This is a genomic window from Arthrobacter sp. KNU40 (assembly GCF_051515115.1).
Classification (GTDB): Bacteria; Actinomycetota; Actinomycetes; order Actinomycetales; family Micrococcaceae; genus Arthrobacter.
The window spans coordinates 2,915,305-2,930,622 of sequence record NZ_CP195850.1 but is presented as its reverse complement, the minus strand read 5'-3'; the positions used below and the strand labels follow the sequence as shown (position 1 = coordinate 2,930,622).

The following is a 15,318-nucleotide window of genomic DNA, read 5'->3' as shown; positions in this document are numbered from 1 at the left end:
GGGATCGACGATGGTTCATGGTACTTCTGGATTCCGGGGCACACGGGCCGGCGTAACAGCTGGTTCGGCCCCAAGGAACCAACCCGACTCCGTAGTCGGCGAAAGCTTGCCGCGTATTCGTGTTCCCTATTGGTGCGCCAAGGGACATGAAACGCGGCTTGTTTTCGTTAAGCTCCCCGAAGATCAAATCCCGATCCGATGGGACTGCCCGAAATGTGGCCTGGTTGCCGTCCGCGAACAGGGCGAAGCCACGATGGAACGTGCGGACGACGAAGTCTTCAAGAGCCACCTGGATTACGTTAAAGAAAGACGCTCCAGCCAGGACGCGGAGATTGTCCTGGCCGGAGCGCTCAAGCGGCTACGCGCCCGCGGGGTCCTTGCGGACGAGCTGATGGGGGACACGTGAGGCTGCATTCTCATCGATGAGCCACAGGGTCCTCGAGCGGCCGCTGGGACCTGAGGCGGGAACCTGGACCGGGTTGGCCCCGGCCAGGGCCAGTCCCACGGCTCCGGCCTTGTCCTCGCCTGCCACAACCATCCAGATTTCCTGGGCGGAGTTGATGGCGGGCAAGGTCAGCGAAATCCTCGACGGCGGCGGCTTGGGGGAGTTCTCGACCCCCACGACCGTACGGTCCTTCACCCGGATACCCGCTTGCTCAGGGAAGAGCGATGCAATGTGTGCATCCGGACCGACACCGAGCAGCAGGATGTCGAAACGGGGCAACTCGCCGGCCTCCTCGGGACGGTCGTCCGAAGTGTCCGCGGCGTGCTCGGCTTCCGCGGCAGCCTTGAGCCGGGCCGCGTAGTCCGCTGCGGCCTCGTCCGCGGTGGCGAACTCATCCGATGAGCCCGGTTCGTGCACGCGGGCCGGGTCCACCGGCAGGCTGGAGAGCAATGCCTGATGCGCTTGGACGGTGTTGCGGTCCGTGCTGTCCTTGCCGACGAAGCGCTCGTCACCCCACCAGAAGTTCACCCGGGACCAGTCAACCGCGGGCGCAGCGGGTGAGTCGGCCACTGCTTTCAGGGTGCCGATGCCCACGGTTCCGCCGGTGAGGACCACAGTGGCTTCCCCGTGCTTGTCCTGGACGTCCACCAGCTTGGTGATGAGCCGTGCTGCGATCGCGGCCATAAGGACAGTGGAGTCGGGATGGATGCTTACTCTTGGGTCGGCGCTCACTGGGACGGTCACTCCTTGCTATTGGTTCGGGGCAGTCCCATAGTAATCACTTCTCCGAAGACATCGTCCGGATCAAGGCGGCGCAGTTCTTCGGCGAGGCAGTCCCGCAGGCTGCGGCGCGGCAGTGAAATCCGCTGGGCCGGCTGGCCCGGCTGGGTCAGTTCCGCGATGGTGAGGCCGGGACGGACCAGCTGGACGTCGCCGGTGGCGCGGCTCAGCCGCACCCGGCGGATGCCCGTTCCCGCCGGGTCGGCGACGATCTGGACCGGAGCGTCGAGGAACAGCGTGAGCCAGGCGGCCAGCAGCAGGGTGCTGGGTGAGTCAGAAGCACCCTCGACGGCGATGGCAGTGACGGGGGAATCGTCTACCTGGTCCAGCGCCGCGGCGAGCTGGAGGCGCCAGTTGGTCAGCCGGGTCCAGGCGAGGTCGGTGTCGCCTGCCCGGTACGTCTTCCGGATCCGGGCCAGCGCTGCTGCGGGGTCGGCCTCGTTGGCGGAGTCCGTGATGCGGCGGTGCGCGATGCGCCCGATGGAGGTCTCGCAGGCGTTCTCGGGTGCGCCGTGCGGCCACCAGGCCACGATCGGCGCGTCGGGCAGGAGCAATGCCGCGACGAGGGATTCGCTCTCCTTGGCGAGCTCGCCGTAGCCGCGCAGGACAATGACCTCTGAAGCTCCGGCGTCCCCGCCCACCCGGATCTGGGCGTCGAGGCGGTTGGGCGCTTCGTTGCCGGCGTCCGCGAGGACGATGATGCGGCAGGGGTGTTCGCGGCTGGCCTCGTTGGCTGCCTCGATGGCTTCTTCCTCGAGACCGGACTTCGTGACGACCACGAGGGTCAGGACGCGTCCCAGGGCGATCACGCCTCCCTGCTCGCGCAGGGAGGTGATCTTCTTGGAGATCTTGGAGGTGGTGGTGTCGGGAAGATCTACGATCATGGCCTTCTCCAGGTTCGTCCGTCGCGGGCAAGCAGCTCATCGGCCGAGGCCGGCCCCCAGCTGCCGGGAGCGTAAGGTTCGGGCTGTTCGTCGAGTCCGGCCCAGTATTCCTCGAAGGGGTCCAGGATCTTCCAGGACTCCTCGACTTCCTGGTGCCGCGGGAAGAGCGGCGGCTCGCCCAGCAGCACGTCCAGGATGAGGCGTTCGTACGCTTCGGGGCTGGACTCGGTGAACGAGTGTCCGTAGCCGAAGTCCATGGTGACGTCCCGGACTTCCATCTGCGTGCCGGGAACCTTGGAGCCGAAGCGGATGGTGGCGCCCTCGTCGGGCTGGACCCGGATGACGACGGCGTTCTGGCCGAAGTCGTCCTCGCCGTGGCCGCGGAAGAGCAGGTTGGGTGCCCGCTTGAACACGACCGCGATTTCCGTGACGCGCCGGCCCAGGCGTTTGCCGGCCCTCAGGTAGAACGGGGCGCCGGCCCAGCGCCGGGTGTTGATGTCCAGGCGGATGGCCGCGTAGGTTTCCGTCTTGGAATCGGCCGGAATGCCGTCTTCCTCAAGGTACCCCTGGACGAGTTCGCCGCCCTGCCAGCCGCCGGTGAACTGGCCGCGGGCAGAGTGGGTGGACAGGTCCTCGGGGAGCCTGACCGCGGCCAGGACCTTTTCCTTCTCGGCACGCAGGTCATCGGCGTTGAAGGAGATGGGCTCCTCCATGGCCGTCAGGGCCAGCAGCTGCAGCAGGTGGTTCTGGATGACATCGCGGGCCGCCCCGACGCCGTCGTAGTATCCCGCCCGGCCGCCGGTGCCGATATCCTCGGCCATGGTGATCTGGACGTGGTCCACGTAGTTGGCATTCCACAAAGGCTCGAACAGCTGGTTGGCGAAGCGCAGGGCCAGGATGTTCTGGACCGTCTCCTTGCCCAGGTAGTGGTCGATGCGGAAAACCGCGTCCGGCGGGAAGACGGACTCCACGATGTCGTTGAGCTTGCGCGCGGACTCCAGGTCGTGGCCGAAAGGCTTCTCGATGACCACCCGACGCCACTGGCCGTCCCCGGCCTGCGCCAGCCCGTGCTTGGAGAGCTGTTGGCAGACCTGCTCGAAGGCCTTGGGCGGGATGGAGAGGTAGAAACCGTGATTGCCGCGCGTGCCGCGGGTCTCGTCCAATTCATCAAGGGTGGCGCCGAGGCGCTTGAACGCCTGGTCGTCGTCGAACTCTCCCTGGACGAAGCGGATGCCCTCGGAGAGCTGGTTCCAGACGGCGTCGTCGAACGGGGTGCGGGAGTGCGCCTTGACGTTCTCCTTGACCTCGTCCGCGAAGTCCTCGTTGCTCCAGTCCCGCCGGCCGAAGCCGACGAGCGCGAAGCTCGGCGGCAACAGCCCGCGGTTGGCGAGGTCGTAGACCGCCGGCATGAGTTTCTTGCGGGCAAGGTCACCGGTGACTCCGAAGAACACCAATGACGAAGGCCCTGCGATGCGGTTCAGGCGCCGGTCCCGGGGATCCCGGAGGGGATTGCGGTGGCTTGCCTTTCCGGTGGACCTGTAACCGATTTGTGTTTCTGGCATGTTTGGGTTTGTGCCTTAGCTTTCGAGCGCGCTGGCCTGGCCGGCCAATGCGGCGACGATTTCCTGGAGCTGGGCTACGCCGGCTCCACGATCCGTGAGGTGCAGCCGCAGGACCGGACGGCCGTGGTTCTCGAGAACCTGCGCGTCGCCGGCCGCCTGGGCTGCAATCAGTTGACCGAAAGTGAACGGGCGTTCCGGGATGGCGATGTCGCCTGTCGCGGAAGCCGTAACCTGCAGGAACGAGCCGATGGCCGGTCCGCCCTTGTGGAATTGTCCGGTGGAGTGCAGGAAGCGCGGGCCCCAGCCGAAAGTGACCGGCCGGCCGCTGACTCCGGCGAGTTCGTCGCGGATGCCTTCCAGTTGAGCGAACGCGATCCGGTCGAAATATGCCTGGACGCTCAGGTAGCCGTCCGTGCCGAGTTCACCGAGGAGCGCCTTGACGGCATCTGCGGCCGTAGCCGCGTCGCCGAGCCACGCACCCCCGCGGACCTCGATCGCGCCGTCCACGAAGTTCGCCGGCGTCGGCTCGGGACGTGCGTCCAGCAGGCCGCGAGCGGCAATCTTGGCTGCCTCGACGTCGGGCTGGTCAAAGGGGTTGATGCCAAGCAGGCGACCTGCCACCGAGGTGGCGAATTCCCAGACGAACATCTGGGTGGCCAGGCCACCGGCAATGGCGGCTTCGTTTTCGCCGAGTTCGACGTCGGACTCCGCGCCGACGAGGCGGATCACCAGGACGTCGTCCGCGCCGCCGCTGACCTCCGGCGCGGAAGGACCTGCCACAACCGGCAGAACACCCGTGCCGAGCTTGCCGGTGGACTCGGCGATGAGCTGTTCGGCCCAATCGGCAAAGCCGACAATGCCGGAACCGTCTTCGACGATGACGATCTTGTTGCGCAGAGGGGTGGTTCCGCCCAGTGCGGCACCGAGCCGGAGCCCGATGTTTTCGGGGGAGTCCTCGTTGAGGATTTCCGCTGCTTCCTCGGCCTCATCCAGGAACGCCTGGATGTCTACTCCGGCGAGGCCACTGGGGACCAAGCCGAAAGCCGTCAGGGCCGAAAAGCGACCGCCGACGTTCGGATCCGCGTTGAAGACGGCACGGTAGCCGGCTTCACGGGAGGCCTTGTCCAGCGGGGACCCGGGATCGGTCACGATGACGATGCGGCTCTTGGCATCGATGCCGGCCTCGGTGAAGGCCTGCTCGAATACCCGTCGCTGGGAGTCGGTTTCCACGGTGGAGCCTGACTTGGAAGAGACCACGATGGCGGTCTCGGCCAGGCGGTCCGCGAGGGCAGCACCGACCTGTTCGGGGTCTGTGCTGTCCAACACGGTCAGCTCGACGCCAGCGGTGCCGGCAATGACCTCGGGGGCAAGCGAAGAGCCGCCCATGCCACACAGGACAATGCGGGAGACGCCTTCGGCCCGGAGGGCATCCCGGAGTTCCAGGATCCCTTCGACCAAGGGCTGGGAAACGGTTGCCGCTTCCACCCATCCGAGCCGGATGGCGGATTCGGATTCGGCATCCGGACCCCACAAAGTGTGGTCCTTGGCGAAAATCCTCGTGGCAATCCGGTCTTCGACAAGTGCCGGGATGTGCTGCTCGATGGCCTGCTGCGCAGCACCGCTGGCGTCGTAGCTGAGAGTGCTCATGTGGGTTAGGAAGCCTTCCGTGCAGAGGCGAGGGCACCTTCGACGTCGGCCAGAAGTTCCTTCCAGCTGGCGACGAACTTGTCCAGGCCCTCGGATTCGAGGATTGCGACGACGTCGTTGTAGGAGATGCCCAGGCCCTCCAGTGCGTTGAGGACGTTGTTCGCTTCCTCGTACGTGCCGGAGACGGTGTCACCCGTGACCACGCCGTGGTCGAACGTGGCGTCGAGGGTCTTTTCCGGCATGGTGTTGACGACGCCGGCGGCGACCAGTTCGGTCACGTACAGGGTGTCCGGGTAGGCCGGGTCCTTGACGCCGGTGGAAGCCCAGAGCGGGCGCTGGGGGAGCGCGCCGGCCTCAGCCAGGACTGCCCAACGCTCGGTGGAGAACAGCTCTTCGTAGACCTGGTACGCCAGGCGGGCGTTGGCAACGCCGGCCTTGCCCTTGAGGGCCTTGGCTTCATCGGTGCCGAGGGCATTGAGTCGCTTGTCGATCTCGGAGTCCACGCGGGACACAAAGAAGGATGCCACCGAGTGGATCTTGGAGAGGTCGTGGCCGTTTTCCTTGGCCAGCTCCAGGCCGGACTGGAAAGCGTTGATGACCGCGCGGTAGCGCTCCAGGGAGAAGATCAGGGTCACATTGACGCTGATGCCCTCGGCCAGGGTCGCCGTGATGGCGGCGAGGCCCTCAAGGGTTGCCGGGATCTTGATGTGGACGTTGTCCTTGTTGACCTTCTTGTACAGGTGCTTGGCCTCGGCGATGGTGCCTTCCGTGTCCCACGCCAGGCGGGGGTCCACCTCGATGGAGACACGGCCGTCGACGCCGTTGCTCGCTGCCGCGACCGGTGCGAAGAGGTCGCAGGCGTCGGCGACGTCGGTGGTGGTGATCTCGAAGACAGTCTCTTCGACGGAAGCGCCCTTGGCGGCCTCTTCGGCGATCACGGCGTCGTAGTCGCTGCCGGCGGTGATGGCGGCGTGGAAGATAGACGGGTTGGTGGTGACACCAACGACATTCTTCTCTTCGATGAGCTTCTGCAGGCTGCCGCTGGAAAGGCGTTCCCGGGAAAGGTCGTCAAGCCAGATGGACACACCGGCGTCGGAAAGCTGCTGGGTGGGAGTCGTAGTCATTTCTTTAATCTCCTTGGAAATCTGTTCGTTGCTGTCGGATTCGTCTCAGAAGCGTTTTCAGCTACTGAGACCCGCGAGGGAGTCCCTGGCGGCGGCGGCGACTGCTTCTGCCGTGATGCCGAACTCCTTGAAGAGGCGCTTGTAGTCTGCCGAGGCGCCGAAGTGCTCGAGGCTGATGGAGCGCCCGGCGTCGCCGACGAATTCCTTCCAGCCCAGTGCCAGGCCGGCCTCGACCGAGACGCGGGCCTTGACGGCGGCCGGGAGCACGGAATCGCGGTACGCAGAGTCCTGCTTGTTGAACCACTCGACGCACGGCATGGAGACGACGCGGGTGGCGATGCCTTCGGCCTGGAGCGCTTCGCGGGCGTTCACCGCGAGCTGGACCTCGGAACCGGTGCCGATCAGGATGACCTGGGCCGGGACCGTGGCGCCGTCCTTCGAAGCCTCTGCCAGGACGTAGCCGCCCTTGGCGACGCCGGCGGTGGAGCCGAAGGTGTCACCCTCGGCAAGGCCTTCGCCGCGTGCGTAGGTCGGGATGTTCTGGCGGGTCAGCACGATGCCTGCCGGGTTCTCGTGGTTCTCCAGCATGGTCTTCCATGCTGCGGCAACCTCGTTGGCGTCGCCGGGACGGACAACGTCCAGGCCCGGGATGGCGCGGAGGGTCGACAGCTGTTCCACTGGCTGGTGGGTGGGGCCGTCTTCGCCAAGGCCGATCGAGTCGTGGGTCCAGACGTACAGCGACGGGACACCCATGAGGGCGCCGAGGCGGATCGCGGGACGCTGGTAGTCGCTGAAGATCAGGAACGTGCCGGAGAACGCCCGGGTCCGGCCGTGCAGCGAGATGCCGTTCACGATCGACGCGGCCGCGTGCTCGCGGATACCAAAGTGCAGCACCCTGCCGTAAGGGTTGCCCTTCCATGCACCGGTCGAGCGCGAGGCCGGGATGAACGACGGCGAACCCTCGATGGTGGTGTTGTTGGACTCGGCGAGGTCGGCGGAACCGCCCCACAGTTCCGGAAGGACCGGGCCGATCGCGTTCAGGACCTTGCCGGAAGCGGCGCGGGTGGAAACTTCCTTGCCTGCTTCGAATACCGGCAGCGCGGCGTCGAGCTCGACGGGAAGCTTCTTGGCCTCGATGCGCTCAAGCAGCGCCGCGCCCTCGGGGTTGGCGGTCTGCCACGCCTCGAAGGATGCCTGCCATTCGCTGCGCTCGGCTGCGCCGCGTTCGACGACGGCACGGGCATGTGCGAGGACGTCCTCGTCAACCTGGAAGGAACGCTCGGGGTCGAAGCCCAGGACTTCCTTCAGTGCTGCGACTTCTTCGGCACCGAGGGCGGAACCGTGGATCTTGCCGGTGTTCTGCTTCTTGGGTGCCGGGTAGCCGATGATGGTGCGCAGCGAGATGATGGACGGCTTGGACGTCTCGGCCTTCGCGGCGAGCAGGGCGCCGTAGAGTTCCTGGACGTCTTCGACGTATTCGCCGGTCTTGGTCCAGTCCACGCGCTGGGTGTGCCAGCCATAGGCCTCGTAGCGCTTGAGGACGTCTTCGGTGAAGGCCACGTCGGTGTCGTCTTCGATGGAGATGTGGTTCTCGTCGTAGATCACCACAAGGTTGCCCAGTTCCTGGTGCCCGGCCAGGGAAGAAGCTTCCGAGGTGACGCCTTCCTGGAGGTCGCCGTCGGAGGCGATAACCCAGATGGTGTGGTCGAACGGGCTCTCGCCGGCCGGAGCATCGGCGTCGAACAGGCCGCGCATCCGGCGCTGCGAGTACGCGAAGCCGACCGACGAGGCCAGGCCCTGGCCCAGAGGGCCGGTGGTGATCTCGACGCCGGCGGTGTGCTTGTACTCGGGGTGGCCGGGGGTCAGCGATCCCCAGGTGCGCAGGGCCTCGAGGTCCTTCAGCTCCAGGCCGTAGCCGGAAAGGAACAGCTGGATGTACAGGGTCAGCGATGTGTGTCCGGGGGACAGGATGAACCGGTCACGGCCGATCCAGTCCGGGTGCTTCGGGTCGTGGCGCATCAGCTTCTGGAACAGCAGGTAGGCGGCCGGTGCAAGGCTCATGGCCGTGCCGGGGTGACCGTTGCCGACCTTCTCGACGGCGTCAGCGGCCAAAACGCGGACGGTGTCCACGGCGCGCTGGTCCAGGCTTGTCCAAGTCAGTTCTTGCTCTTCCAAATGTGGCACGTAAACCGAGCCCCTCTCTGTGCTGACGGCTGGTGACGGCACATGGCAAGCCTCGGGCACAGGATGGCGCCCGCTGCGAAGTTCCTACCAGCCGTTCACCATTGAAACGTTGATCTATCATCCAGACATACAAGTCTGAGAATACGCTTTCTCAGAACCTTGCGTGAGCTGATCTGCAGACAGCTTAGCCCGGTTCGCCGCCCCGAATGGTGGGAATCTCAAAAAATGGACGCATATTCCGTTTTATGAATCACGGCGGCGGCAAAGTGCCGGTGAACTTTCGGAAACAAGGGAAAGTTCCGGGTGCCGTGGCGTCGGAGAGGCCACGGTATGATATCTGGAGGCCGAACCGGGGTGCCGCCACCGCGGGAAACCCGCCTTGACAACACCAGCAAAGAACAGAGTGACTGCCAACGTGAGCACAACAGATACGCCCCTCAATGCTTCCCCGGCTGTGGGGAAGCGCGGAATGTCCCGTAAGTTCAAGGCGTATCTGGCACTGACCAAACCCCGCGTGATCGAATTGCTGCTGGTCAGCACCCTGCCCACCATGATCTTCGCGCAACGGGGCTTCCCCTCCATCGGCTTGATCCTGGCCACGTTGGTGGGCGGCGCCTTCGCCGCCGGCAGCGCAGGGGTCTTCAACTGCTACATCGACCGCGACATCGACAAGTTGATGCACCGCACTGAAAAGCGGCCCCTCGTGACGGGCGAAGTCACCCCCCGCGAAGCACTCGTCTTCGCGTGGATCCTGGGAGCGGCCTCCATCGCCATCCTGTGGTTCGGGGCCAACCCGCTGTCGGCGTGGCTCGGTCTTGGTGCGATTGTTTTCTACGTTGTCATCTACACGATGATCCTCAAGCGCCGCACGGCACAGAACATCGTATGGGGCGGTGCGGCCGGCTGCTTCCCTGTGCTGATCGCCTGGGCGGCGGTGACGAACACTGTCGAGTGGCCCGCCGTCGTGCTCTTCATGGTGATTTTCCTGTGGACTCCTCCGCACTACTGGCCGTTGTCCATGCGGTACGGCGAGGACTACCGCAACGCCAACGTCCCCATGCTGGGCGCCATCGCCGGTGCCAAGGTGGTTTCCGTCCAGGTTGTCCTGTACGCCTGGGCCATGGTGGTGTGCTCGCTGCTTTTGGTGCCGGTGGGCCGCGCGGGCTGGGTGTACACCATCGCCGCAGTCCTCGCGGGTGCTTGGTTCCTCTATGAATCCCACGCCCTCTACAACCGGGCGCAAGGCGGCGACGTCTCGAACAAGGGAGCCATGAAGGTCTTCCATGGTTCCATCAGCTACCTGACGCTTCTCTTCATTGCCCTCGCGGTGGACCCGTTCATCGGTTCCCCGATCATCGGCGGCTGACGCCCGCGTCACCGCAGGACGCCCGCTCACCTGCAGGACGCCCGCTCACCTGTAGGGCCGTTTTCCCAAACGCCCGCTCACTTATAGGGGTAAAACAGAAGACCCTCCCTCACGTCCCATGACGTGAGGGAGGGTCTTCCCTTTGGATTACGCAGAGGCCATTAGCCGCCAGGGGCTAGAGCTTCGGGCTGAACCTTGCCACATCCGCCGCGTTCGTGGCGGCACTCATGAGCAGGGCGGCACCCAACATGTGGGCGCCAACAAGGAGGGCAGGGATCCCGTTGTAGTACTGGGCAAAGCCAATGACGGCCTGCAGGACCGTCACGCCTAGCAGCAGAAGCGCCGCGGTGCGGAACGCGCCGCTGATTCCCCTTCGCAGGACGAAGTAGACGGCGAAGACGGCTCCCGCCGTGATGAGGTACGCCGGTACTGCGTGGATGTGCGAGAAGAGATCCCAGTCGAGATCGTTCCGCGGCGCGTTGGCGTCCCCGGCGTGGGGTCCGGCGCCAGTCACCACGACGCCGAGGCACACCGCAACTGCCGAGAAAAACGCGACGGCGGTCATGACAGGGCTCATGGCGCCCGGAATCGCTGCCAACGGCCGTTTCATGAAGCGGCCGGTCCGGCCATAGGCGCGGTTGACCAGGAGCGTGGAGAAGACGACTAGGGCCATGGAAACCAGGAAGTGCAGTCCGACAACCCAGGGGTTCAGATTGGACAGCACGGTGATGCCGCCGATGATGGCTTGTGCCGGAATGCTGGCGAGCAGGCCCACCGCCAGGAGGAAAAGGTCCCGGCGTTCCTTGCGGAGGTTCCACAAATACACCAGCATCAGGACGGCGACGGCGGCCAAGGCGAATGTAAGCATGCGGTTGCCGAATTCGATGAAGCCGTGGATGCCCATCTCCGGCGTGTTCACCAGGGAGCCGCTGGTGCAGCGTGGCCATGTCGGGCAGCCGAGCCCCGAGGATGTCAGCCGGACCGCGCCGCCGGTGACCACCAGGACCACCTGGCCGATCAGGGACAACATGGCCAGCCTGAGGATGGTGCTATTGACCTCCGTGGGGAGCTTGGCGGTCAACTGCTGGATGGACTTCGGGAGGCGGGAAGCCGTGCTCACGGTTTTCTCAATTCTCGGTACTCAATTCACGCTGACGGTTCGGTTCCACAACGGGACGCTCAGTTCCATTTGAACCAGCGGACGGCGGCAGCGCCAGGGACAATCGTCCACAGGAGCAGCACAAGAACGTAGGGCGGGGACACGCTGCCATGGAGGAAAGCGTCCCTGAGCGACTGCCCCAGGGCCCCCGAGGGCAGGAAGTGCACGATGTTCTGTGCCAGGTCCGGCAAGCGCTCGGCAGGAACGACGATTCCGCCGAGGGCGCCCAGCAGGATCCAGAGCAGGTTGGTGATGGCGAGGGTTGCCTCCGGCCGCACGGTGCCGGCAACCAGGAGCCCGAGCGCGGTGAAAGCGGCAGCACCGAGAACCAAAAGCCCCAGGCCGGGAAGCCAGCCTTCGGGGCGCGGATGCCAGCCCAGCAACGCGGCTACGGCACCGATCACCAGGACCTGGAGAACCAGGACGGCCAAGACGGCGATGATCTTGCCTGCGATGAGGCCGGTCCGGCCCAAGGGAGTGGTCGAGAGGAAGCGGAGCACGCCGTAGCGGCGATCGAAGCCCGTGGCGATACCCTGGCCGGTGAATGCCGTGGACATGGCACACAGAGCGAGAACGCCCGGCGTCGCGATGTCCACTCGACTGGCGCCCAGGCCATCGAGCAGCGGTGTGACGGTGAGTCCCACCAAAGCCAGCAAGGGCATGATCACCGCGAGGATCAGCTGCTCACCGTTCCGGATCATGGTCAAGGTTTCGTAGCGGCCCTGCAGCAGGATCCTGCGCATCAACGGCGCGGGCCCGGCGTGGGGTGTGCTGACGGCGGGGGTTGCGCTGGTCATCGGATGTCCCTTCCGGAAATGTCCAGGAAAACGTCTTCCAAGCTGCGCGCCTCCAAGCGGAGGGACGCCGGCATGATTCCCTTCTCGGCCCACCAGGCCGTGAGCTTCGCCAGATGCTGCGGCGTCAGTGTGCCTGCGATTGCGTAGCTGCCTGCCCGGCTTTCGGTGATAGTTAGTTCGTCGCCGATGGCCGCGGCAATGTCGAGGCCGGCCGGGGCATCAAAGAACAAGGTGCGTTCGGTCACCCCGTCCATGGCCTCGTGGCCGTGGCTCAACAAGTCGGCGACGGTGCCCTCTGCGACGTTGTGACCGGCGTCGATGATGTAAACGTAGTCCGCGAGCCTCTGGGCATCATCCATGAGGTGCGTGGTGAGGATGATACCCATGCCGGCGTCCCGTAGTTCGGCGATGAGCTCAAAGACGATTTGGCGGGACTGGGGATCGAGTCCCGCGCTCGGCTCGTCCAGGAACAGGACTTCGGGGTTGCCGATCAGGGCAGCCGCAAGCGAGAGCCGTTGCTTTTGGCCGCCGGACAAGCGCCGGACGCCGGTGCGGCTGAACGCGTCGATGCCCAGGCGCTCAACGAGTCCGTCCAAGGGAAGCGGGTTTTGGTACATGCCGGCGATGTGCCGAAGCAACGGGATGGGACGGGCCGACGGCGGGAGGCCGCCGTCCTGCAGCATCACGCCGACGCGTGAACGAAGGTTCGCGCCGGCCGTGTCAGGGTCTTCGCCGAGGAGTTCGATGCGGCCGCCTGTACGCTTTTGAAGGCCCTGCGCGCATTCGAGCGTTGTTGTCTTGCCCGCGCCGTTGGCACCCAGCAAGGCAGTGATCTGGCCGCGTTCTGCGAACATGGACAAGCCGCTGACTACCCGGAGCATCTTGCCGTCAAGGGAAGCCAGCGGGCCTACGTCCTTGATGAGTCCATCGATGGTGAGGACAGGGGATTCGGGGGATCGCACCAAAGTATTCTACGTGAAGTAGTAGGGGTGCGGCGGGCGTGGTCCCGCAGGCCAGCCTTGCCTTACTGGATGCGCGGACTAAATTACGACATGATTGTGTTGTGTATTCCATGAGGAGTTCTGTTTCCGTGCCCGCAGGGCACAGCGCGGTCATGCCTGTGCCCGGTGGCGCAGCCGTTGGCGTGGCTGACGCGGAAGACCGCACACGGGACCGTGTTCTCAACGCGGTGTTGGAGCACGGCCCTGTCAGCGCCGCGGAACTTGGCGACATGCTGGGCTTCACCCCCGCAGCTGTCCGCCGGCACCTGGATCACCTTCAGCGCGCCGGGGTCATCGAGGTAAAACGCGTCGCGAAGGCGGGTGCCGGTGCAGGCCGGCCGGCCCGTCGCTATGTCCTCAGCTCCCAGGGGCAGTCGAAGCTCGGGGATGACTACCTGAACATTGCCAGTTCCGCGTTGCGGCGGCTCCGCGACCTCGCAGGCGAAGGAGCCGTGAGGGACTACGCGGTAGAGCGCTTCGCCGAGATGGAACAGCGCTACGCGCCCGAAGTCGACCTGGCGGGCTCCGACATTGCGGCTCGCGCTGTGGCGCTGTCCAAGGCGCTGAGCAGGGACGGATACGTTGCGTCGGCTGCGTCGATCGAGACCAAGGCGCCTTTGCCCGCTTCCCTCTCGAGTGTCCAGCTGTGCCAGGGCCATTGCCCCATCCAGCAGCTCGCCGCGGAATTTCCCGTTTTTTGCGACACTGAGACCGAACTGTTTTCCCGTTTGGTCGGCGTCGATGTCCGCAGGCTCTCCACCCTCGCGCAGGGCGGGCATGTCTGCACAACCCACATTCCTACAGGCAGGCCAGCCGCCAAGGAGGCCCTCGGGTTTCCGAAGCTGCCGGCCGCGCCCCATGTCGAATCCAACAATCAGTAAGAAAGGCCGTGATGACGGGTCAATTAGCTGAAGGAACAGCAGAGAAAGCGCTAGCTGACGGTGCTGTGATCTCGGAGATTCTGGAGAAGAATCCCGAGCTGCACGGTATTGGCACCTACGAGTACGGATGGGCTGACAAGAACGACGTCGGCGCCAACGCACGCCGTGGGCTCAACGAAGAGGTAGTCCGCGACATTTCGGCGAAGAAGAGCGAGCCGCAGTGGATGCTGGACCTCCGCCTGAAGGGCTTGAAGTACTTCGACCGCAAGCCCATGCCCACCTGGGGTGCAGACCTCTCAGGCATTGACTTCGACAACATCAAGTACTTCGTGCGCTCCACGGAGAAGCAGGCTGCCACGTGGGAAGACCTCCCGGAGGACATCCGCAACACCTACGAGAAGCTGGGTATCCCGGAAGCCGAGCGCAGCCGCCTCGTGTCCGGCGTGGCCGCGCAGTACGAGTCCGAGGTCGTGTACCACCAGATCCGCGAGGACCTGGAAGCCCAGGGCGTGATCTTCCTGGACACCGACACCGCGCTCCGCGAGCACCCGGAGATCTTCCAGGAGTATTTCGGCACCATCATTCCGGTGGGCGACAACAAGTTCGCGTCGCTGAACACGGCCGTGTGGTCCGGCGGTTCCTTCGTGTACGTCCCCAAGGGCGTCCACGTTGACATCCCGCTGCAGGCCTACTTCCGCATCAACACCGAGAACATGGGCCAGTTCGAGCGCACCCTGATCATCGCGGACGAGGACTCCTACGTCCACTACATCGAAGGCTGCACCGCTCCGATCTACACTTCGGACTCCCTGCACTCCGCCGTGGTGGAAATCATCGTGAAGAAGGGCGCCCGCGTCCGTTACACGACCATCCAGAACTGGTCCACCAACGTGTACAACCTGGTTACCAAGCGCGCCATCTGCGAAGAAGGCGCCACCATGGAATGGATCGATGGCAACATCGGCTCCAAGGTGACCATGAAGTACCCGGCCGTCTACCTCGTCGGCGAGCACGCCAAGGGTGAGACCTTGTCCATCGCCTTCGCCGGCGAAGGCCAGCACCAGGACACCGGCTCGAAGATGGTCCACATCGCGCCGAACACCAAGAGCTCGATCATTTCCAAGTCCGTGGCCCGCGGCGGCGGTCGTGCAGCCTACCGCGGCCTGGTCCAGGTCCGCGAAGGCGCCAAGCACTCCGCCAACACCGTGCGTTGCGATGCTTTGTTGGTAGACACCATTTCCCGTTCCGACACCTATCCCTACATCGACATCCGCGAGGATGACGTGGTGATGGGTCACGAGGCCACCGTTTCCCGAGTCAGTGAGGAGCAGCTCTTCTATCTGATGTCTCGCGGTATGCCCGAGGACGAGGCCATGGCCATGATCGTGCGCGGCTTTATTGAGCCGATTGCCCGTGAGTTGCCAATGGAATACGCCCTTGAACTCAACCGCCTGATTGAACTGCAGATGGAAGGATCCGTCGGTTAGC

At 64.9% G+C, this 15,318-nt stretch carries 13 protein-coding genes; 4 read left to right on the top strand and 9 right to left on the bottom strand.

Annotated features, from left to right (window positions below):
- The first annotated feature begins 10 nt into the window (after positions 1–10).
- Positions 11–406: an RNA polymerase-binding protein RbpA gene (locus ACSKT0_RS13540; RefSeq protein WP_437770266.1), complete on the top strand. Its 396-nt coding sequence runs from the start codon at positions 11–13 to the stop codon at positions 404–406.
- Here the strand turns inward: ACSKT0_RS13540 and pgl are convergent.
- From pgl to tkt, 6 genes are read right to left on the bottom strand one after another with little or no spacing between them, the layout of a single operon-like run.
- Positions 359–1,177, bottom strand: a complete 819-nt coding sequence (pgl, locus tag ACSKT0_RS13535; RefSeq protein ID WP_437770265.1) for a 6-phosphogluconolactonase — start codon at positions 1,175–1,177, stop codon at positions 359–361. The two genes, ACSKT0_RS13540 and pgl, sit on opposite strands and share 48 nt — an antisense overlap.
- 8 nt (positions 1,178–1,185) lie before the next feature.
- Positions 1,186–2,109, bottom strand: coding sequence for a glucose-6-phosphate dehydrogenase assembly protein OpcA (locus tag ACSKT0_RS13530; protein ID WP_437770264.1), 924 nt, complete (start codon positions 2,107–2,109; stop codon positions 1,186–1,188).
- Entirely contained in the window at positions 2,106–3,671 is a 1,566-nt protein-coding gene (zwf, locus tag ACSKT0_RS13525; protein ID WP_437770263.1) for a glucose-6-phosphate dehydrogenase, read from the bottom strand. The genes ACSKT0_RS13530 and zwf overlap by 4 nt, the downstream gene beginning before the upstream one ends.
- A gap of 15 nt (positions 3,672–3,686) precedes the next feature.
- Complete coding sequence (locus ACSKT0_RS13520; protein WP_437770262.1) at positions 3,687–5,318, bottom strand: glucose-6-phosphate isomerase; 1,632 nt, start codon at positions 5,316–5,318, stop codon at positions 3,687–3,689.
- 5 nt (positions 5,319–5,323) lie between these two features.
- Entirely contained in the window at positions 5,324–6,442 is a 1,119-nt protein-coding gene (gene tal, locus ACSKT0_RS13515) for a transaldolase (protein WP_437770261.1), read from the bottom strand.
- 57 nt (positions 6,443–6,499) lie between these two features.
- On the bottom strand, positions 6,500–8,617 hold the full coding sequence (gene tkt, locus ACSKT0_RS13510) for a transketolase (protein WP_437774028.1): 2,118 nt from the start codon (positions 8,615–8,617) through the stop codon (positions 6,500–6,502).
- Positions 8,618–9,029: 412 nt separating this feature from the next.
- Here tkt and ACSKT0_RS13505 point away from each other — a divergent pair, with 412 nt between their 5' ends.
- Entirely contained in the window at positions 9,030–9,992 is a 963-nt protein-coding gene (locus ACSKT0_RS13505) for a heme o synthase (protein WP_437770260.1), read from the top strand.
- 175 nt (positions 9,993–10,167) lie between these two features.
- Here ACSKT0_RS13505 and ACSKT0_RS13500 read toward each other — a convergent pair whose 3' ends face one another.
- Genes ACSKT0_RS13500 through ACSKT0_RS13490 form a run of 3 tightly spaced genes read right to left on the bottom strand, consistent with a single transcriptional unit; the run spans position 10,168 to position 12,910 of the window.
- The gene (locus ACSKT0_RS13500; protein WP_437770259.1) at positions 10,168–11,112 is read right to left on the bottom strand and encodes a COX15/CtaA family protein; all 945 of its coding nucleotides are present in this window, start codon (positions 11,110–11,112) and stop codon (positions 10,168–10,170) included.
- A gap of 59 nt (positions 11,113–11,171) precedes the next feature.
- Positions 11,172–11,948: an ABC transporter permease gene (locus ACSKT0_RS13495; RefSeq protein ID WP_437770258.1), complete on the bottom strand. Its 777-nt coding sequence runs from the start codon at positions 11,946–11,948 to the stop codon at positions 11,172–11,174.
- The gene (locus tag ACSKT0_RS13490; RefSeq protein WP_437770257.1) at positions 11,945–12,910 is read right to left on the bottom strand and encodes an ABC transporter ATP-binding protein; all 966 of its coding nucleotides are present in this window, start codon (positions 12,908–12,910) and stop codon (positions 11,945–11,947) included. The genes ACSKT0_RS13495 and ACSKT0_RS13490 overlap by 4 nt, the downstream gene beginning before the upstream one ends.
- A gap of 152 nt (positions 12,911–13,062) precedes the next feature.
- On the opposite strand from ACSKT0_RS13490, the gene ACSKT0_RS13485 reads away from it, so the two are divergent.
- A complete protein-coding gene (locus tag ACSKT0_RS13485) occupies positions 13,063–13,830 on the top strand; it encodes a helix-turn-helix transcriptional regulator (RefSeq protein ID WP_437774027.1) in 768 nt (255 codons plus the stop codon).
- A gap of 11 nt (positions 13,831–13,841) precedes the next feature.
- Positions 13,842–15,317, top strand: a complete 1,476-nt coding sequence (gene sufB / locus ACSKT0_RS13480; protein ID WP_234749436.1) for a Fe-S cluster assembly protein SufB — start codon at positions 13,842–13,844, stop codon at positions 15,315–15,317.
- Position 15,318: the final 1 nt, after the last annotated feature.

Excerpts from the sequence above, each read along its gene's own strand:
- ACSKT0_RS13495 (WP_437770258.1), bottom strand. The coding sequence starts at position 11,948 with ATGACCAGCGCAACCCCCGCCGTCAGCACACCCCACGCCGGGCCCGCG.
- ACSKT0_RS13530 (WP_437770264.1), bottom strand. The coding sequence starts at position 2,109 with ATGATCGTAGATCTTCCCGACACCACCACCTCCAAGATCTCCAAGAAG.
- zwf (WP_437770263.1), bottom strand. The coding sequence starts at position 3,671 with ATGCCAGAAACACAAATCGGTTACAGGTCCACCGGAAAGGCAAGCCAC.
- ACSKT0_RS13485 (WP_437774027.1), top strand. The coding sequence starts at position 13,063 with ATGCCTGTGCCCGGTGGCGCAGCCGTTGGCGTGGCTGACGCGGAAGAC.
- ACSKT0_RS13540 (WP_437770266.1), top strand. The coding sequence starts at position 11 with ATGGTTCATGGTACTTCTGGATTCCGGGGCACACGGGCCGGCGTAACA.
- sufB (WP_234749436.1), top strand. The coding sequence starts at position 13,842 with ATGACGGGTCAATTAGCTGAAGGAACAGCAGAGAAAGCGCTAGCTGAC.
- ACSKT0_RS13520 (WP_437770262.1), bottom strand. The coding sequence starts at position 5,318 with ATGAGCACTCTCAGCTACGACGCCAGCGGTGCTGCGCAGCAGGCCATC.
- tal (WP_437770261.1), bottom strand. The coding sequence starts at position 6,442 with ATGACTACGACTCCCACCCAGCAGCTTTCCGACGCCGGTGTGTCCATC.